Origin of the sequence: Amphritea japonica ATCC BAA-1530 (assembly GCF_016592435.1) — a bacterium.
In the GTDB taxonomy this organism is placed as follows: Bacteria; Pseudomonadota; Gammaproteobacteria; order Pseudomonadales; family Balneatricaceae; genus Amphritea; species Amphritea japonica.
In genome coordinates, this window is sequence record NZ_AP014545.1 from 1454691 (window position 1) to 1474225 (window position 19535).

The window sequence follows — 19535 nt, forward strand, 5'->3', positions numbered from 1 at the left end:
ATCAGGCAGTTTTTTCTTTTGCCTGAGGTGGGGCTTTTGACGTTTTTCGTTTCATTCGCATACTCGAGAAAACAAAGAATGCGGAGAGCGCTATAAATACCCATGAGAATGGAGAAGCAAAGAGTAGGTAATACTCAGAACCAACGATGGCAAATGCTTGATCCAGGTTCTGTTCCAGAAACGGTGTCAGGATGAAACCAATGATGAATACAGCGGGGTTTAAGCCAACCATTCGCATGCCGAAACCCATAATAGTGAAGGCTATCAGTACTAGAATGTCATCCATATTCTGGCCTGCAGTGAAGGCGCCAGTAAAGGCAAATACAGTAACGCATGGGAATATGTAGTAGCGACGCAGTGATGCCATTTTCACGAAGAACTTAAAGCCGGTTCGGGCGATGGCCAGCAGAAACAGGTCAGTGATCAGAAAGCCGGCAAATATCGCGTAGATAGTCTCTGTATGCTCAAAGAATATCATCGGACCTGGTGTCAGACCGTGGATAAGGAACGCTCCCATCAACAGTGCTGCTACATCGTCACCCGGAATGCTCAGGGTTAGCATTGGGATCATACTAGAGCCGCATACCGCATTATTAGCAGATTCAGCAGCTGCGATACCTTCAACAGAACCTTTACCGTACTCGTCAGGTTTTTTTGAAGTACGCTTTGCTTCACCGTAAGCGATAAAGGCCGCGGTACTGGAGCCCAGACCAGGAAGAGCGCCGACAAAAGTACCGATACCGCTGGATTTAAGGATAGTTCGGAATACTTGTTTGAACTCCTTAAAGCTGATTCGATTATCAGCAGGATTCGGTGAATGGGTGATCGCTAGTTCATGGTGTGGCACTTTGCGGCGCCGGATAACGTTGAATACCTCAGGCATTACCAGTATTCCGATCAACATAGGTGTGAAGGTAAAGCCGCCCATTAGTTCGTCGATACCAAAGGTAAATCGGGCGGAGCCGGTAATGGAGTCCATGCCTACCATGGCAAATAACATACCCAGGCAGCAGGAGAGTAAACCACGGGGAATGGATTCGCCTGCCATGGAGCCGATAACAGTAAAGGCAAACAGTAACAGGAATACTTTTTCGATCGGCCCCGCTTGCAGTGATATCGCAGAAATAGGCGCGGCTACCAGTATCAGAACCAAAGTTGCCAGCATCTCACCGGATACTGAGGAAAACAGCGATATATCAAGCGCTTTGCCTGCTTTTCCTGCTTTCGTTAGTGCATGTCCGTCCTGAGCGGTCAGAAATGACGCTGCCGCACCGGGCGTGTTAATCAGGATAGCGGAGATTGAGCCACCGTAGATACCTGCTTTATATACAGCAAGCAGCATGGTAATCCCGATGATCGGATCAACATAAAATGTCATTGGCAATATAATTGCTATTGCCATGATGCAGGATATACCGGGGATGGCGCCGAAAATAATACCGATGAATACACCGGCAATAATACCGAGAATAGGGCCAACCGCCAGGATTGCCGAAAAACCACTAAGAATGTTATCTAACATCTTTATATCTCCCCTTACAGAGTCCAGGTTGGCAGATAGACCCGCAGAAACTCTTTCGATCCGTAATAGATTAGTACTGGGGTGATTACAGACATTGCGATGAGGGGGGGCCAGTTTCGACCTCCCAGTAATACTGCAACGCCGAGCATGATAAAGGGTGTAGTCACTATAAAGCCGAGATGAGGTACGGCGAGCCAGTAGGCTACAAAGATGCCTATATAGATGAAGATACCGGAATAGCCGTTAGTGATTATCAGCTCCGGCCCTTCAGGTTCAGTGCCTTTAGAAAGCTTGTTGAACGACTGGATAGCGATAGTTGCAGCGAAGATGATCATAAAGCCTGCCACGACACGAGGTAGGAACATAATACCCAGATCACTTTCGGCGCCACCTTCTGCAAGGTTGTCATTTGTGAGGATGATCAGTGAAAAGATGATTAAAATCGTCGAAATGACAATATCTATTTTTCTTCTGTCCATTGTTTTACCTAAATGGTTATTATTTTTATTGACCTTAGTTAACCATTGAATAGCTGCTGTATATGGAGTTTATGCTGTTTTGGTAGCCAAACTTTCTATGCATAAGGTCACTAATGAATTCAGTGTAATCAAATTAATAATAGAAAAATATTCTAAAAAATATTTGATTATATAAGTTATTCTTATGTTTTTTTGTGTGTTGTACACCTTTCATCAGAGAGGGGCTGAAGGTGTAAACATAGTTGCTAAGGCTGTTCTGGTATTCAAACGGCCCTATACAACTTGTTACAGAAAAAGAATCAGAGCTCTGTAGTAAATAAGATATAAAACGACAGGTTTTAGTTTAGAGAGACAAGTCAGAAGCAAATAACTTAGGGGGGGAGGGTGACCATTCTTCTGCCGGGCTACCTTGGCTTAAGAGATTGCTTTGTCGATTGTAGGTCTTAATGTGATTTCAGAGTACGGCGATAATATTACCTTCTATAAGAAAACCTGATGAAATACTAAATATTTCCGATTTGGAATTATGTTTGTTGGCGCTAATAATAATTGCACTAAGGCCTGTATCTAAATTGTTTTAGATAACAAGCGAAAGAACAATTGATAATAAGAGAGTAACTCATGATCCAACGCCAACATTCCAATCAGCGTATGAGTCAGCTGGTGAGCTTTGCAAATCTGATCTGGACAGCTGGCCAGGTAGCTAAAGACCCCTCTGAGGGTATGGCTGGGCAGACCCGCCAAATTTTGGCTCAGATAGATGCGCTGCTTGCAGATGCTGGTACCGATAAGAGTAACCTGATCAGCGCTAATATTTGGCTCTCCGATATCCGTCAGTTCGCTCAGATGAATGAAGTCTGGGACGCCTGGGTGGATAGCGAAAATCCCCCCGTGAGAGCCTGTGTGGAATCCCGTCTGGCACGCCCTGAATTGTTAGTTGAGATTCAGGTAGTCGCAGTTAAACCTTAAGTTTTTAGGCGTGGTGATCCCGCCAGGTAGAACCTATGAAAAGTTCACATATTGGAATTATAGGAGGAGGTGTTGTTGGCCTTGCCACAGCGCTGACTCTGCAAGCTGCGGGTTATAAGGTGACCTTAATCGATAAGGAGGCTCCAGGTATGGGAGCCTCTTTTGGCAACGCTGGTTTGTTTGCTGATTATGCCAGGTTACCGTTCCCCCGGTTTTCGATGATGTGCAAGATGCCAGGGATGTTGCTGGATAAAACCAGCCCGTTGTCTATGCAGGGGCGCTATTTGCCCACGCTTGTACCTTATGGACTTGAGTTCTTCAAAGCCTGTTTTCCGGCTAAGTACCGGCAAGGTAAGGCGGCGATGAAGTCTTTGCAAGAGCATAGTCGACAGGCTGATCAACAGCTGCTGCGTATTACTAATGCACAGGATCTAATCAAATCTGAAGGTTGTTTGGGACTTTTTTCGACAGAAGATGGTTTTGCTAAAGCACAAGGTGGTGATCTTAAGGAGCGTCGAGAACAAGGTGTAAACCTTGAGTTCTTAAATGCGGCTCAGGTGCGTGAGCTGGAACCGGATATAGCTGATTTTCACGTTGGTGGTGTTTTTTATCCTGATACTCGTTTCACAGTAAGCCCGGTTGAGCTGAGTCGGCGTTACGCGCTTCACTTTGAAAACAACGGCGGAGTGATTCTGCTGGATGAGGTGAAGGCTGTATTACCTAATGATGATGAGGTATCGGTTCGCTTGAGCAACAGTGTTGCTACTTACGATCAGGTTGTCGTATGCACTGGAGTGGCATCCAAAGAGATTTTGACGCAACTCGGTGTAAAGATGCCAATGGTCAGCGAACGGGGCTATCACCTGACACTTGATATTGGCGCTAAATCGTTGAGTCGCCCAGTAGGTTGGCTGGATAAATCGGTATTTCTTACTCCGATGGAAGACGGGATACGATTAGCGGGTACAGCTGAGTTTGCATTTGCTGATGCTCCGCTAAATCCACAGCGTACCGAAGGGATGTTAGAGCATGCGAAGGTCATGCTGGGTAATAACCCGACTATCAAATCGACTTGGGTAGGGAGTCGACCATCGACACCGGATACACTGCCAGTCATCGGCCCATTGGAGAAGTTCCCCCGCGTAAAAGTAGCCTTTGGGCATGGCCACCTTGGGCTAACCTTTGCCGCGATAACCGGTAAATTGATTACAGAATGTATTCAGGGTGAGGCATCGTCGGTTGATCTGAAACCGTTCTCTGCTTCACGATTTAGTTGATAAGGTGAAAAAATGATACTGAAAGGCGGCAATAACTATTATGGGTTGACCCTTGGAGTCATCTCTTTGGAATCATATTTTCCGAAGCCAGATGGGCATATTAAAAATCCGGCCAGCTTTGATTTTCCGATTCTTTACAATACGGTCAAAGGAGCGACTATCGATCGTTTGATTCGAGAGCGGGATCCTGAGTTACTGAAACCATTTATCGAGGCGGCACAAGAGCTGGAGCGTGAAGGCGTCAAAGCGATCACTGGTAGTTGCGGTTTCCTCGCGCTGTATCAGAAAGAGATCGCTGATGCAGTCAATGTTCCAGTATTTATGTCAAGCCTGATTCAGGTGCCGTTGGTCTCTCGTTTATTGAAGAGCGATCAAAAAGTAGGTGTGGTTGTCGCCAACAGTGACGCTCTGAGCGATGATCACCTGAAAGGAGTCGGTATTGCAGACGAGCTTATTATGGTTGCCGGTATGCAGCATCAAAAGCAGTTTTCCGAAGTTATTCTGTGTGGTAATACAGATGATCTGGATATGGATCTGTTTGAGCAAGAATTGAGTTCGGTGATACAGGGCATGTTGGATGAAAGTCCGGAAGTGGGGGCAATCGTTCTAGAATGTACGGATCTATCGCACTTTGCTCCGATACTGCAAGAGCGGTTCGGTTTACCTATCTTTGACTTGAGTAGCCTCACCCGAATGGTAGCGGCGACGGTGAATCGTCAGATCGCTTGAAGCAGGTTCTTCATAACCTGATTAAGCGGTTACTCGCACTATTATTGCTGACTTGGACTGAACGCCAGTCAGCATTTTTATCTCTTTCTATTGGCATGATGCCTTTTATTTCATTATCAATGAAAAATTTGTGGGGCTAATTGGTTATTCAAGAATCTTGAATAAATCCTGCTCATTGCATCTATTCATTGTCTGTTTAGCTTTTTTATTAATCTGATAATACATAGTTGTAACCTAAATATGCGACGATTTAATCTCCCACAAAATGGTCTGTTATGGACCACTTCTGCCTATATTGTTTGGGGACTAACGCCGCTTTTCTATCAGCATTTACGTGGTGTGGAGGCAATGGAAATCTTTGCCTTACGCGTGCTTTGTTCTGTACCCCTTATGCTGGTATTACTTTGGGTAACAGCTACTCCGTTTCGTGTTCTTAAAATGTTGATGGTACCGAGAACGTTTTTTTGGTTGTTTCTTTCTACCGCTTGTATCTCTATCAGTTGGTACCTAAACACCTGGGGAGCCACTAACGGTCAGGTATTAATGGTCAGTCTGGCGTACTTTCTCACGCCGCTTATCAGTATCTTGATAGGTGTGATTTATCTGCGTGAGCGGCTAAATTCACTCCAGTGGCTGGCATTACTGCTCTGCGCGTGTGGCTTTTTATACGCTTGTATGAGCTTAGAAAGTTTTCCATGGATAACCATCGGTATAGCATGCGCTTTTGGTTGTTATGGAGTAATTAAGAAGCAGGTGCGAATCGATACTCTCAATGGACTAACCGCTGAAACGCTGTTGATGGTTCCTTTCGCTTTGTTTTATCTGGTGAGTATGGTGGGGCAGACCCATTGGGAATCTGACGTAGATAACGTACGGATTTTCTTAGTCATGACAGCCCCGATGACGATTGTACCGCTGGGCCTGTTCGCTTTTGGTGTAGCGCGGATTAATAATTTGTCTACCATCGCTGTACTGCAATACATCGAACCTACACTGTATTTTTTGCTGGCCGTTTTTGTGTTTGGAGAAGCGATGGACATGGAGCGTTTGACAACATTTCTTCTGGTATGGGCAGGCTTCATTATCTTTTCTATTGATGCGACCCGACGTGCCAAATTAGCCAAGCTTGTAGGGCCAAAGAAACTAGATATCTGATTTCTTCTTCGATTGAAAATATTGAATTTATCAAGAACTACTCTTCTAAAACTGGTCGAATATATCACTTGCAAACACTTATGACTGTAATGGGCAATCAATCTGTATTGGGGCTTGTTTCAGTGAAATACCTGACTTAAATTTGACTCCTGTGGAGCCCTTTTACTCAACTGCCTGTCAGAATATGCCGACTCTCTCAGGACCTTTTTCAAAGGGGTGTGTTACTTGTGTTAGCTGTTCAATCTGCAAAGACAACGGTGCGATTCCCGTTCAAAAATACCCGTTGTTCAACGTGGTAGCGCACGGCGCGGGTGAGAGTCATTCGCTCGATATCACGACCTTTAGCGATCAGATCCTCGGGGTAATAGCTGTGGTCTACGGGTTCTATCTCTTGAGTAATAATGGGGCCTTCATCCAGATCATCATTGATGTAGTGGGCGGTCGCTCCGACCGTTTTAACGCCTTTCTCCCATGCCTGATGGTAGGGTTTAGCGCCTTTAAATCCTGGTAACAGGGAGTGGTGAATGTTGATCGCCCAGCCTTCGAGTTTTTGGCACATATCGGATGATAAAACCTGCATGTAGCGGGCAAGTACGACCAGTTCAGCATTGCTGTCCTGAATTATTTGCCACACTTGTGCTTCCTGTTGAGCTTTAGTGTCGGCTGTAATAGGGAGGCGGTGATAGGGAATGTTATACCAGCGAGCCAGGTCTTCCAGATCAGGGTGGTTTGAGATAATAGCGGGTATCTCAATGTTCAGAGCGCCTATTTTGTGTTGGTACAACAAGTCATTCAGGCAGTGATCAAATTTCGAAACCATGATAACAACCTTAGGGCGGTAATTAGTTGGACGAAGTTCCCATTGCATCTCAAATCGGTTGGCGCGTTCCAGAAATTCATTACGGAAGGTTTTATCATCGAAGCGATCATCAGAGCGAAAGTTTGCCCTGATAAAGAAGCGCTGGCTGTTACAGTCATCGAATGAATGTAGCTCGGTGATATAAAGCTGGTTTTGATATAACAGCCCGGTGACGGCATCGATCGTACCGAGGCGGCTAGGGCATTGCGCGGTCAGTATCCATTGGGTATCCGACATAACTGTACTCCGGCAGGTGGCTACCCTTTCAGTTTAATCATAAAAAAAGAGATGCGAGAGTTTATTTAGGCCTGCGAACAAAAATTATGTTCATTGAGAGCTGGTTTTTGATAGGTGAAGAGGAAAAATGAGGGAGGGGATTGCCAGGTTAATGCTGCAGGGCTTGTATCGGGAAGTTTAGTGGTACTGCGAGCTGGAGTTAAATGGCGATTGAAATAAGATATTTCCTATTCAGCGGGATATCGGAGGCCGCTGAAAAGAAATATGAAGCGATAGAGCGTGTTAGTGGGCTTTACTCCATTACGACACGCAGAGGCTCACCGAAATCATCATAGATTACTTTTTTACGTTGGCGAGTACTTTTCTGTACCGCCGTTGCTCGTTGAGTACGTTCGGATTTGCGGGCATCAATCTGAGCCAGTACGCCATTCAAAGGAGTACGTTCCTGACGTTGAGGGTTTAGAATAAAACCGGCGTTTCGATATGAACCGTTTACTAAGCCAGTGGCGCCGGTTTCAACCTCAGCAACCGCTCCGCCTTTACTCAGAAAGGCTTGGGTTTCCTGCTGTAATTGTCTTCGCAGTTCTGCTTTAGTTTGACGCTTGATCATATCCGATATCCCAGTGTTGTATAACAAACGATCAATTATGCCCTATTTTAGAGAGCTTTTGGTAAATATCATTCGCATTTTGTGTTTAGCCTCGCTTTATTTTTTATTCTGTGGTCCATGAATGAGTTTCTTCTCCAGTTCCACGGCCAGAAAGAGTATGAAGCCGACGAGTAATATTCTTCCCCAGGCGGCAGCGTCAATGCTAACGGTATGGAAGAAAAGCTGCATAATGGGTAAATAAGTAAAGAGTAGCTGGAAAAAGATTACCAGCGCTATCGCGTAAAGGGCGTACGGATTACCCAGTATTCCATCCCGTGTTAATACTGATCGGGTGAGGAAACGTGAATTCAAAAGATAGAAAATCTCTAGAATGACTAAGGTATTAACGGCGATAGTACGCGCCGTATTAATATCGGTTCCGTTGCTCCGCTCCCATAGGAAGAGACCAAAGGTCCCGGCCACCATGAGCAGAGATACAAACACAATACGCCAAACCATGAAGGGGGAGAGGATCGGGCTACGGGTATTGCGGGGTGGGCGTTGCATAACGCCGGGTTCAGTTGGCTCGAAGGTTAGCGACAACGCCAGCGTAACGGCGGTGATCATATTGACCCAGAGGATTTGTGCTGGTGTTACTGGCAGCAGTGTTCCCAGTGCGATGGCCGCCATCACTGTCAGTGCTTCACCGCCGTTAGTGGGTAAGATAAACAGAATAGATTTGCTGATGTTATCGAATACCGTGCGTCCCTCTTCTACCGCGTGAGTGATAGAGGCAAAGTTATCATCTGCCAGGACCATTTCGGAGGCCTCTTTGGCCGCTTCGGTGCCTTTAACACCCATGGCCGTACCGACATCGGCGCGTTTAAGAGAGGGTGCATCGTTTACCCCATCCCCGGTCATTGCAACCACATGATGGCGAGCCTGAAGAGCACTGACAATGCGCAGTTTGTGCTCGGGACTGGCCCGTGCAAAAACCTGGACACTTTCGACTTTGTCCTGGAGCTCTTCGTCTGTCATCTGTTCTATCTGGCTGCCTGTCAGCGTGTGTGGAGATTCAGTAATTCCCATCTGTAAGGCGATAGCCGTGGCAGTGGTAACATGGTCACCGGTAATCATTTTGACCTGTACACCGGCCTGGTGACACTCTGCCACCGCTTTTATCGCTTCTTCCCGTGGAGGATCAATAATGCCAACGACACCCAGTAGGGTCAGGTTATTACTGATATCGTTGAAGTGCAGAATTCTATGTGCTTCCGTGACCTCTAGCTGCGCCAAAGCTAAGGTTCTTTTCCCCTGACGGGCAATCAATTCTTGCTGAAGGTTCCAGTAATCTGCATCTAAATTCACATTATCCTCACCCACTTTTTGCCAGTGACAACGGGGTAAAATGGCTTCGATTGCGCCTTTTACATAGATTATCCCGTTACCCAGGTGGTCATGGTGCAGAGTCGCCATAAAGCGGTGCTCAGACTCAAATGGAATGAGGTCATCTCTGGGCATGGTCAAATGCAATTCTTGCAGATTAATACCAGATTTGGCCCCCATCACCAGCAAAGCGCCTTCAGTCGGATCGCCTTCAATAGTCCAGTCTTCATCTCTTTGTGTTAACTGTGCGTCATTACACAGGACGGCGGCCCGACAGAGTTGTTGAAATTCATCAAACTCTTTAAGATTCAGATCCTTATTCTCGCAACTGAAGGTGCCATGAGGGTTATAACCCACGCCACTGATATCGGCACTGCAGCGGGCTGAGGTAACCGTAGTAACAGTCATCTCGTTGCGGGTCAGTGTGCCGGTTTTATCGGAGCAGATAACAGAGACTGAGCCTAATGTTTCAACGGCGGGGAGACGGCGGATGATCGCACGGCGATTAGCCATACGCTGAACCCCGATTGCCAGAGCGATCGTTATGACCGCCGGTAAGCCCTCAGGTATCGCTGCAACTGCAAGACCGACTGCTGCGAGGAACATATCCCCCAAGGCGTAATCTCTGACAAGATAGCCAAATGCCATGGTGGCCAGAGCGATCAGCAATATAGCTCCGGTCAGCCAGCGGGCAAAACTATCCAGCTGTCGAGTTAAGGGGGTGGTGAGTGTGTGAACCTCTGCCAGAAGGGTGCTGATGCGACCGATCTCAGTTGCTGCACCGGTAGCAATGACAGTACCCATACCTTGTCCATGGGTAACCAGCGTACCGGAAAAAGCCAGGTTCGTTCTATCGCCTAAATCAGCATCAGAGGCTACCGGGTTAGTTTGTTTTAAAACCGGTACGGACTCTCCGGTAAGCAGTGCTTCCTCAATATTCAGCTCTTTTAGCTTAAAGAGCTGAAGATCTGCCGGAACCCTGTCGCCTGACTGGATAAAAACCACATCGCCAGGTACCAGTTCTTCCGCTGGAATCTGTTTGCGTTGTCCATGGCGAATTACAACGGCTTGTTGAGACAGCATATGACGTACGGCATCAATGGCTTTTTCAGCTTTACCTTCCTGGATGAAACCCACTAAAGCGTTGATAATAACGACGGCGATAATAACGCCGGAATCGACGCTGTGCCCAAGTAGTGCTGTCACTATGGCTGCAACTAAAAGTACATAGATAAGAACGTTATGAAACTGTGACAGAAGCCGGGTTAATCCACTACGGCGGGGCGGGGCGGGTAAACGGTTCTCCCCAAACTTCTTCAAACGCGCAGCAGCCTGTTCTTCACTCAGGCCCTGATCTGAAGTATCTAGCTTTCCAGTTACCTGTTCGGGGCTATAGCTGTGCCAGTCTGTCGGTGTTTGAATAGATGTTTGAGTATCGAGAGTATCGAGAGTGTCGAGAGTGTCGAGAGTGTCGAGAGTGTCCATTGATGCATTCCTTACTGTAGACAACACAGAATAAGAATAGCGACTAAAGAGGTAAAAAACGCTAACCCAGATCAGTTTGTTGAGCGCCTTTTAGAACGCGCTGGATTTCAGGAAAGAATACTGATCGGGGTCATAACTTTTTTAAAAGGGGCGTTTAGGCTTCATCAATCCAGTGAAGGGCTTGTAAAAACTGGCTTTCCGAAAAATGCTTTGCCTCACCAGTGATAAAAGCAGCACTGATCTTAACGGCCCAGTCCAGCCAGTTACCGCCGCCCACGACGGCAAGCCGGATAAAGTCATTGCCATGGCGAGTTCCCAGTTTGGCATCTTCCCACATAGCCCCGGCTTGCCAGCCCTTGAAATCAGGATCAAGATAGATAAGGCAGCGAACTTTTTGATGGGCTGCTGTTTTTTCTTCGATCAGAGGGATGAAAGTCTCTTGATAATCCTCTGATGTTAGCGTGCCTGTGGCTTGAAGCACTATGATATCTCCGGCTGTTTCCGGCAGAATATGAAGCATCGGTATTTCCTTTAATCAGCAGACTGAATGGGGTGTAGTGTATCGGCGATGATTCTCCTGTCAAAAAATATTCAAAATTGCCGATACAGTAGCGACTATGACAAAAACTATTATTCTGATGTTGATACTCTGCCTGAGCGGTTGTGCTGCTCAGCCGCAGCGTATTGCTCAACCTGAGGTAATGTCTGCTGAAGGCGCCGAAGTAAGGCAGCGCTTGCTGGTTCAGTATCAAGAGTGGCAGGGTGTACCTTATCGGTTGGGCGGTACTGACAAGCGGGGAGTGGATTGTTCTGCCTTTACTCAGTTAACTTTCCGTGAACAGTTAGGTGTAGAGCTGCCCCGCACCACTGTGGATCAGGTGAAACAAGGGAAGCAAGTTTCGCTGGCGTTAATAAAGCCGGGAGACTTATTGTTCTATCGCAGCAGCATTAAAGTTCGCCATGTCGGTATTTATCTGGGCGAAGGTCAGTTTCTGCACGCTTCTACCAGTCGGGGGGTGATGATCTCTGAATTGGATAATCCTTATTGGGTTGAACATTTTTGGCAGGCTCGGCGACCAGATCTTTAAGTCCATTTGATGGTTACACTTTCAGCAGAAGCGCTTTCTGCTTAAGTTCTTTCTGGTATAGTGTGGCGGCATTGTGAATGCCCTGAAACCTCCCAGCAGTAATGAGCTATTTTTTAATGAATTATCAGCCAATAGAACAATATAAAAAGATCTGGATTTTTAAGCATAAAGATATGCCTGTCAGTGATGAGGATCTGGCTGAGATTAAACCTTTGACTGAAGCGCGAGCTGAACAGGTGTGGTCACAACAGATTAGTAAAGAGAACAGCCATCCGGAGCTTTTTGGTGAAGGTGACTGGGCGAACAAGAAACAGACCTGGCTGGAAACCGATAACTGGCAAAAGCTCTGGGAGTCTGATGACCCGGCTTTACCGGAAATGCTGGCAGAGCACCTGCAATGGGATGAGTCTACCGTTATCTGGTTCTGTTATGAAAGCGAACATGTGATAGAAACCACCTGGGATGTATTTCGCCGCAACTGGAAGAATTTCCTGTTCTTCGATGATGGTCCCCTGTTGATTGGCCGTAAGCGTAAGCAGGTGGTGCAGTTTCATCAGACGGGAAACTATCGTATCGGAAATCGCAAGTAAGACCTCTATCGCCCATTTAGTATCAAATAAACCATTTTAATGATCTATAAACCGTCATCATGGATGATGAGTCATAGGGAGGGATTCCTATTGTTCTTTTTAAGGAATCTCAATGTTCAAGCCGTTTCTGGTTGTTCTATGTACTTCGTTGTTTTCAATGTCAGCCGCTGCTGAACCACCCTCATCTTTTAGTAAGTCTAAACGTATTCTGACCGGGTTGTATCAAACGAACCCTGTGAGTTTTTATTGCGGTTGTGATTATCAGGCGAAAGGAAGGAAGCTCGTCCCCCAATGGGATAGCTGTGGGTATAGTCCGCGCAAAAATGCTAACCGGGCAGGCAGAATAGAATGGGAGCATGTTGTCCCAGCCTGGGCCTTTGGTCATCAGTTACAATGCTGGCAGAATGGTGGGCGTAAAGCCTGTAAAAAAGAAGCGGATTTTCGTCGCATGGAAGCCGATTTACACAATCTGGTACCGGCGATTGGCGAGGTAAATGGTGACCGGTCAAACTATAGCTTTTCGATGTTAGAAGGTGAGCCTCGGGTCTATGGTCGCTGTGATATGGAGGTCGATTTCAAACGTCGTAAGGTTGAACCTCCATTAGGACGGCAGGGTGATATCGCCCGAACCTATTTCTATATGCGTGATCAGTATGGTTTGAAGATCAGCTCAAAGCAGGAAAAGTTATTTGCAGCCTGGCATAAACAGGATCCGGTTGATCGTTGGGAGTTGGATCGCAATCAAATGATCAGTGAAGTGCAGGGCAATAGTAACCCTTACGTGACTGAAGCCTTTTCAGAACAGCCTCAGAAAGCTAGTGTCCTCCCTGAAGACTCAAAAGAGTCATTGATTGATCGCATATTGACAAAACTCGGTAAGCTTTAAGCTGTGGGAAAGTTTTGTCTGAAACGTCAGAACTGTTGTACCCAGTTTGTGGTTTATATAAGCCGGAGGGCCGCTTTAACTGATATTCTGCAATCAGCCTATTTATCCTGAGTGTCCTTACCGGGGAATCTGATGACAACATCCTATTATCGTACCGTTTTGGTCTACTTAGTCTTCGCTTCTTTGTGGATCTATTTTTCAGATGCGGTCGTAGCCAGCCTGTTTCATACCCCGGAGGGGATTACCCAGGCCCAGAATTTTAAAGGTCTGGGGTTTGTCGTTTGTACTTCTTTACTGCTTTTCTTTCTGATTCGCTCGGACTTTAATCGCATTAATGATGTTAATAAACAGTTGCGAAAAAGCTATGACCAGACTCTTGAGGGTTGGGTTCAGGTGATGGATATCCGTCATAAAGAAACCCGTGAACATAGCCTGCGGGTCACCCGGATGACCGTTAAACTTGCAAGTTTGATGGGTATAGAGGGGGAAAAACTGACTTACATCGGCCGTGGCGCGATGATGCATGATGCGGGTAAGGTGGGTATTCCTGATAGTATTTTGATTAAACCGGGTCCTCTGAATGAAGATGAGTGGGAGCTTATGAAACAGCACCCTGTGATTGCCCGTGACATGATGCAGGATATAGAGTTTCTTAAGCCGTCAATTGATATTCCCTACAGTCATCATGAACGTTGGAATGGCAGTGGTTACCCTGAAGGTCTGCAAGGAGATGCGATTCCTATTGCTGCCAGATTGTTTGCCATTATTGATGTCTGGGATGCGCTGTTGGAGAAGCGGGTTTATAAAGAGCCCTGGCCTGAGGATCAGGTACTGTTTTATCTGCAGGAGCAGGCGGGCATTCATTTCGACCCGCAGGTGGTTGATCTGTTTTTGGCTAATTATGAAGAAATTAAAGCTGCAGCACTTCAACCTTCTGTCTTTTAATGCATCAGTTCGCCAGTGCTGTTTTCTGTTCGCTGAATTCAAGATACCAGTGTTCAAATTCGTCGGCAGTCATCGCTTTCGCGTAATAGAACCCTTGCACGTAGTCACAATTGGCCTGGCGCAGCAGCTCTTGCTGTTCAAGTGTTTCAACACCCTCTGCGATGACTTTCAATCCAAGTGTATGTGCCATGACGATGATGGCATTACAGAGCACCATATTATTAGTATCTGATTGTATTGTGCGAATAAAGTCCCGGTCTATCTTCAAAAAGTCGATGTCCAGTTGATTCAGGTGAGTTAACAAAGAGAAACCGGTGCCAAAATTGTCTAGCGTCACTTGTATGTTTGCTTCTCTGAGTTGCAATATTCGTTGCTTTGTTTCCGCGGATGAATCGGTCAACAGATGCTCTTTTATTTCGATACCGATGCAAGAGCAGGGAGCAGAGGTACTCTCTGGGAGTGTGTTATCACAACCGGACTCCCGGATGAGTTGAATCCAGCGCTCGGGTATGGAGCTGCCGACGTTGTTTTCGAAATGAGTGGCAGATGTATTTACACAAAGCTGCAGTTCCGGAGTAAGCGAAGAGCGCCACAGCAGAGCTTGTTGTAAAGCAGCTCTGAAACTCCAGTCATCTAACTCAACTATCAGACCGCTATCTTCCGCTTCCGGAATGAACTGAGAGGGGTGTAATAGTCCTTGAACAGGGTGGTTCCAACGAATCAGTGCTTCAGCTTTTATAACGTTTTGACTATGCAGATCGATAACCGGCTGGAAATAAAGTTGGAATTGAGATTCGTCGATTGCCCGACGAAGCTCTTTGATCAGGTTTGCCCGCTTAAGTGCGAGTGTCTGCATGCTGGGGGTAAAGTAATGTAATTTACTGCGTCCCGCTTCTTTGGCCGCATACATCGCCTGGTCAGCATTTTTAATCAGTTGTTCCGGATGCTCGCCATCCTGAGGATAGAGCGTTGCACCGATACTTGCCGAGATATGCAGGGATTCCTGGTTTATCTCAAAGGGGAGCTCCAGAGAGGTGAGTATCTTATTGGCCACCTGATCAACCTGAGCACTGTTGTCAATCTGTGGCAGTATAATGGTAAATTCATCTCCCCCCAGCCGAGCGATGGTATCGCTACTGCGAACCAGTTCTCTGAATCGGTTTGCGACCTCTACCAGCAATTGGTCACCGACATTGTGTCCCAGTGAATCATTGACCTCTTTGAAGCGATCAAGGTCGAGGAAAAGAAGTGCCAGAGAGGTTTCGGAGCGGGAAGCCAGGCGGATCTCCTGAGCCAGACGATCCATAAACATGCGTCGGTTAGGCAGGTTGGTAAGCGGATCAAAGTTTGCTTGTTTCCATATCAGCTCTTCGGTGCGTTTCTTTTCGGTAATGTCGGAGAAGGTAGCGATGCGTTGATAGATGCTACCGTCATCGTTGTATAGCGTATTGATGTTTAGCCAGGCGATATAAACATCCCCTTCTTTATGCCGGTTCCAGATCTCTCCTTGCCATTTGCCGGTTTTGCTAAGACTTTTTTGCATCTCTTTGTAGAACGGACTTTTATGAATACCGGAACGCAAAATAGCAGGAGAATGGCCTATCGCATCTTCAGAAGAGTAACCAGTGATCTGGCTGAACGCATTATTAACTTTGGCAATCATACCTTGAGAGTCAACAATCATAATGGCGTCGTTGGCTTCAAATGCTGCGGCGGCCATGTGCAATTGTTCTGTCTGCCGCTGCTTCTCAAAATTCAGATGAGTACCGGCGATACAGAGTGGATGGTTATTACGGCCAAAGCGGATAGGTTTTCCCCGGCTTTGAACCCACAGCCATCTATTGTCATTAGTAAGAAGCCGGAACTCAATTTCGGCTGTGTGGTTATTGAGCATTTGTGGCAAAAAGTTGATATAGAAACGCACCTGATCTTCCGGGTGCATCAGCTTGCGGAATAATTTTCGGGTAAGCTGGAATGCCTGATCTTTAAAGCCGAGCATTTTATAACACTGGCTATCCCAATGAATTGAGTCATCGGTTAGATCCCAGCTCCATAAGCCTGTCTCGGTCGCTTCCATGGTTAGCCGGTAACGTTCCTCAGACTCCTTAAGGGCGTGTTCGTAACGGTAGCGGGTGCGGTGTAACTGGTTGAACGCCTGGAGTAATTGCCCCACCTCATCGTGGCTACGAACCGTCAGGGTGTGTTCTGAAAGTTGTCCGTCCGCCATCATCCGAATTTCGCGAGAGGCCTGGGTTAACGGTGTTAGTAGCCGCCTTAAAAAGAAGGCGATTAAAGAGCCCATTACCAGAATGGTTATGATGCTAACCAGAACAATTTTATTGGTGAGTTGATTAATCGTGGCCATCGCTTTTTGCAGCGGGTAGGTCCGGATGACAATCCAGCCCATTTTATCTATTTTAGCCGAAGCGTATAAGACGCTGTTCCCCAGAAGGTCCTGGCTAATGCCCGATGGGTTGCCAGCCAATACCGCTTCTATACAGCGGCAATGTTTGTCTTTTAGATAGTTTTCCAGTGGCCTGCCAGCCTGGGTATCAGTGACAAAAATTTTCAGATTGGGGTCGATAATCATCATGCGACCGCCATCACTGAAGGATTGTCGGGAAATCTCTTTAAGCAGATTGTCATCGGCTAGTACATTTACCCCAAAAATATAGCCGAGTACTTCATCTGTACCAGATAATATCGGGGAATTGATGGCAAACAGAGGTGTGTTTAGGCCTTTCCCGATGAGGGGTTTGGAAATAACAGTGGCTTTTCTACTACGGGCTTTTTTCAGATGCTGGCGGTCGGAAAAGTTTATGCCTGTACGGTTCGGTACCATCGGGTAATCAACAACAGAAATTCCCTGACGGTTAAGAACCACTATGCCACCATTAAACATCGACTGGAGCTGGGTGTCCCGCTTGAGTGTTTCCTGAATTATCCCATTGGAGTGCAGTCGGGTTCTTGAATGGAGTGTGTCGGCAAATTTTTCCAGTTCGAGTACGCGTTTTCGCAGAGCTGAATCCATCTGTCGCGAGACCATATCCACCATCGTTTGTTGTTGTTCAACTAATAAGTGGATGGAGTCGTGTTGGATATAACGAAAAATTAGCGTGGTGATCGCGATGGCTGAGATAAGAAAACCCGCCAGCGTCAGTATTAAGACCCGGTTATGCAGTGATGTCGGTAAAAAACGAAATAAAGCCATTCATGCATATCCATGAGGTCTGTAGGTGGTGGCGAGTACAATTGCCTCACACGACAGACTATAGAAACCCAAATATTCAATTGATATTTTATCGCAGCTTAGCCCAGATAGGTTAAGTTTATGGGGTTTACTGGTCAAAATGGTGATGGAAAATCTTTGTGTTACCTTAAGGGAGAGCTGATTCAATCGCTGACTCAGTGCGTATTTAACTGCTTCAGTTTAGGGTATTATTTTCCCTCAGCTCCCACTCTTAGTACATCGCGTGCCGCTTTCGGATCTAATCATGCTGCAATTTTTTGAACGTTTAACCAATCCCTATCCAGAACCTGAGCCGGGACAACCGCCTTCCGGTATTTATGCTTTTTGTCGTTACTATATGCGGGGAATGGAGTGGCCTCTTCTCCTAATGGCACTGCTTTCAGCGGTATTAGCTATGCTGGAAGTTGCTCTGTTTGGTTTCCTTGGGCAATTGGTGGATTGGCTCAGTACTAAGCAGCCTGAAACTTTCTGGCAGGAGGAGGGGGATACACTTACATTGGTGGGGATCATTTTACTATTGGGACTGCCTGCCTTAGTTATGCTTCATTCGCTGGTTGTCCATCAGGTCCTTCTGGGTAACTTTCCCATGTCGATCCGCTGGCTGGCCCACCGTTATCTGTTACGACAAAGCCTTTCATTCTATCAGAATGACTTTGCTGGCCGGATAGCGACTAAAGTGATGCAAACATCATTGGCTGTACGTGAGGCGGTGATGAAGTTGCTTGATGTACTGGTGTATATAGCGGTCTATTTTTTGTCGATGTTGGTACTGGTAGCGCAATCGGATATCAGGTTGATGTTGCCATTGCTGGGGTGGCTAACGGGCTATGTGCTGCTTATGTGGTATTTCGTTCCCCGGCTACGCGATATCTCAGCGGCTCAGGCGGATGCTCGATCATTAATGACCGGAAGAGTCGTTGATAGTTATACTAATATTTCCACCGTGAAACTGTTTTCTCACAGCCAGCGGGAATCTGATTATGCCCGCGAAAGTATGGATGGTTTTCTTCATACGGTGTATCGCCAGATGCGTTTAGCTACGGGCCTGAATGTGATGGTTCAATGCCTGAACTATCTGCTTGTATTTATCATTACCGGTGTTTCAATCTATCTTTGGAGTTTTAGTCTGGTGAGTGTTGGCGCGATCGCTATTGCGATTAGCCTGGCGCTTCGTCTGAACGGTATGTCTCAGTGGGTGATGTGGGAAGTGAGTATGCTGTTTGAGAATATTGGCACAGTCAATGACGGCATGAATACACTTTCCCAGCCGCTTGAGGTGACCGATGGGGACGAAGCAAGACCGTTGGTTGTTAAGAGTGGCGCGATTCGGTTTGAAGATGTTTCGTTTCATTACGGCAAGACGGAAGGCGTAATGGAACATCTCAACCTGCATATAAAACCCGGTGAAAAGGTCGGGGTTGTGGGACGTTCGGGAGCGGGTAAGTCGACGCTGGTGAACCTGTTACTGCGTTTCCATGATCTCGCGGATGGCCGCATTACAATTGATGAGCAAGATATCAGGCAGGTCCAGCAAGAGAGTTTACGTAGCCAGATTGGAATGGTGACCCAGGATACTTCGCTGCTGCATCGTAGTGTGAGAGACAATATCCTTTATGGCCATCCGGACGCGTCAGAGGATGAGATGCTGGCCGCTGCCAGCAGAGCAGAGGCCCATGAATTTATACTCGGCCTGAGTGATCCGGAAGGAAGGACCGGTTATGACGCCCAGGTGGGAGAACGGGGTGTTAAGCTTTCCGGTGGACAGCGCCAGCGGATCGCTATTGCCCGGGTTATTCTAAAGGACGCACCGATTTTGATTCTGGATGAGGCTACATCGGCACTGGATTCAGAAGTTGAAGCCGATATTCAGCGGGGACTGTCTAATTTGATGCCCGGAAAAACCGTTATCGCTATTGCACACCGGCTCTCGACCATCGCGGCAATGGACCGACTAATTGTGATGGATAAGGGGCAGATTGTAGAGCAAGGCTCTCACCATGAACTGATCAGACAGGGTGGGATCTATGCTCACCTTTGGGCACACCAATCGGGTGGTTTTATTGGAATGGATACTTAAACCTGAATGACA

At 46.8% G+C, this 19535-nt stretch carries 16 protein-coding genes; 9 read left to right on the forward strand and 7 right to left on the reverse strand.

Annotated elements, in window-relative coordinates:
• Position 1: 1 nt before the first annotated feature.
• Together AMJAP_RS06620 and AMJAP_RS06625 are read right to left on the reverse strand one after the other, a co-directional pair.
• Complete coding sequence (locus tag AMJAP_RS06620) at positions 2 to 1522, reverse strand: tripartite tricarboxylate transporter permease (RefSeq protein WP_019621463.1); 1521 nt, start codon at positions 1520 to 1522, stop codon at positions 2 to 4.
• A 14-nt stretch (positions 1523 to 1536) separates the two neighbouring features.
• Positions 1537 to 2001, reverse strand: a complete 465-nt coding sequence (locus tag AMJAP_RS06625; protein WP_019621464.1) for a tripartite tricarboxylate transporter TctB family protein — start codon at positions 1999 to 2001, stop codon at positions 1537 to 1539.
• Positions 2002 to 2622: 621 nt separating this feature from the next.
• On the opposite strand from AMJAP_RS06625, the gene AMJAP_RS06630 reads away from it, so the two are divergent.
• From AMJAP_RS06630 to rarD, 4 genes are all read left to right on the forward strand, one after another.
• Positions 2623 to 2970 (forward strand): RidA family protein, encoded by a 348-nt coding sequence (locus AMJAP_RS06630; RefSeq protein WP_019621465.1) that lies wholly within the window; start codon positions 2623 to 2625, stop codon positions 2968 to 2970.
• 35 nt (positions 2971 to 3005) lie between these two features.
• Positions 3006 to 4247 (forward strand): NAD(P)/FAD-dependent oxidoreductase, encoded by a 1242-nt coding sequence (locus tag AMJAP_RS06635; protein ID WP_019621466.1) that lies wholly within the window; start codon positions 3006 to 3008, stop codon positions 4245 to 4247.
• A gap of 12 nt (positions 4248 to 4259) precedes the next feature.
• Complete coding sequence (locus tag AMJAP_RS06640; RefSeq protein ID WP_019621467.1) at positions 4260 to 4976, forward strand: aspartate/glutamate racemase family protein; 717 nt, start codon at positions 4260 to 4262, stop codon at positions 4974 to 4976.
• A 240-nt stretch (positions 4977 to 5216) separates the two neighbouring features.
• Positions 5217 to 6131 carry an EamA family transporter RarD gene (gene rarD / locus AMJAP_RS06645; RefSeq protein WP_026340082.1) on the forward strand — a complete coding sequence of 305 codons (915 nt, stop codon included), beginning with the start codon at positions 5217 to 5219 and terminating at the stop codon, positions 6129 to 6131.
• 238 nt (positions 6132 to 6369) lie between these two features.
• Here rarD and purU read toward each other — a convergent pair whose 3' ends face one another.
• From purU to AMJAP_RS06665, 4 genes are all read right to left on the reverse strand, one after another.
• Entirely contained in the window at positions 6370 to 7227 is an 858-nt protein-coding gene (gene purU, locus AMJAP_RS06650; protein WP_019621469.1) for a formyltetrahydrofolate deformylase, read from the reverse strand.
• 292 nt (positions 7228 to 7519) lie between these two features.
• Positions 7520 to 7837, reverse strand: coding sequence for a hypothetical protein (locus AMJAP_RS06655; protein WP_019621470.1), 318 nt, complete (start codon positions 7835 to 7837; stop codon positions 7520 to 7522).
• A gap of 96 nt (positions 7838 to 7933) precedes the next feature.
• Positions 7934 to 10687, reverse strand: a complete 2754-nt coding sequence (locus AMJAP_RS06660; RefSeq protein WP_019621471.1) for a cation-transporting P-type ATPase — start codon at positions 10685 to 10687, stop codon at positions 7934 to 7936.
• Between the two features lie 154 nt (positions 10688 to 10841).
• The gene (locus AMJAP_RS06665) at positions 10842 to 11207 is read right to left on the reverse strand and encodes a SpoIIAA family protein (protein ID WP_019621472.1); all 366 of its coding nucleotides are present in this window, start codon (positions 11205 to 11207) and stop codon (positions 10842 to 10844) included.
• A gap of 97 nt (positions 11208 to 11304) precedes the next feature.
• Here AMJAP_RS06665 and AMJAP_RS06670 point away from each other — a divergent pair, with 97 nt between their 5' ends.
• From AMJAP_RS06670 to AMJAP_RS06685, 4 genes are all read left to right on the forward strand, one after another.
• Entirely contained in the window at positions 11305 to 11775 is a 471-nt protein-coding gene (locus AMJAP_RS06670) for an NlpC/P60 family protein (protein ID WP_019621473.1), read from the forward strand.
• Positions 11776 to 11891: 116 nt separating this feature from the next.
• On the forward strand, positions 11892 to 12365 hold the full coding sequence (locus tag AMJAP_RS06675; RefSeq protein ID WP_019621474.1) for a DUF2947 domain-containing protein: 474 nt from the start codon (positions 11892 to 11894) through the stop codon (positions 12363 to 12365).
• 112 nt (positions 12366 to 12477) lie between these two features.
• Positions 12478 to 13251 (forward strand): endonuclease, encoded by a 774-nt coding sequence (locus tag AMJAP_RS06680; RefSeq protein WP_019621475.1) that lies wholly within the window; start codon positions 12478 to 12480, stop codon positions 13249 to 13251.
• A gap of 132 nt (positions 13252 to 13383) precedes the next feature.
• Complete coding sequence (locus AMJAP_RS06685; protein ID WP_019621476.1) at positions 13384 to 14196, forward strand: HD-GYP domain-containing protein; 813 nt, start codon at positions 13384 to 13386, stop codon at positions 14194 to 14196.
• A gap of 4 nt (positions 14197 to 14200) precedes the next feature.
• Here the strand turns inward: AMJAP_RS06685 and AMJAP_RS06690 are convergent, their stop codons facing one another.
• Positions 14201 to 17407: a bifunctional diguanylate cyclase/phosphodiesterase gene (locus AMJAP_RS06690; protein ID WP_019621477.1), complete on the reverse strand. Its 3207-nt coding sequence runs from the start codon at positions 17405 to 17407 to the stop codon at positions 14201 to 14203.
• A gap of 283 nt (positions 17408 to 17690) precedes the next feature.
• Between AMJAP_RS06690 and AMJAP_RS06695 the strand changes: the two genes are divergently transcribed.
• Positions 17691 to 19523 (forward strand): ABC transporter ATP-binding protein, encoded by a 1833-nt coding sequence (locus AMJAP_RS06695; protein WP_019621478.1) that lies wholly within the window; start codon positions 17691 to 17693, stop codon positions 19521 to 19523.
• Positions 19524 to 19535: the final 12 nt, after the last annotated feature.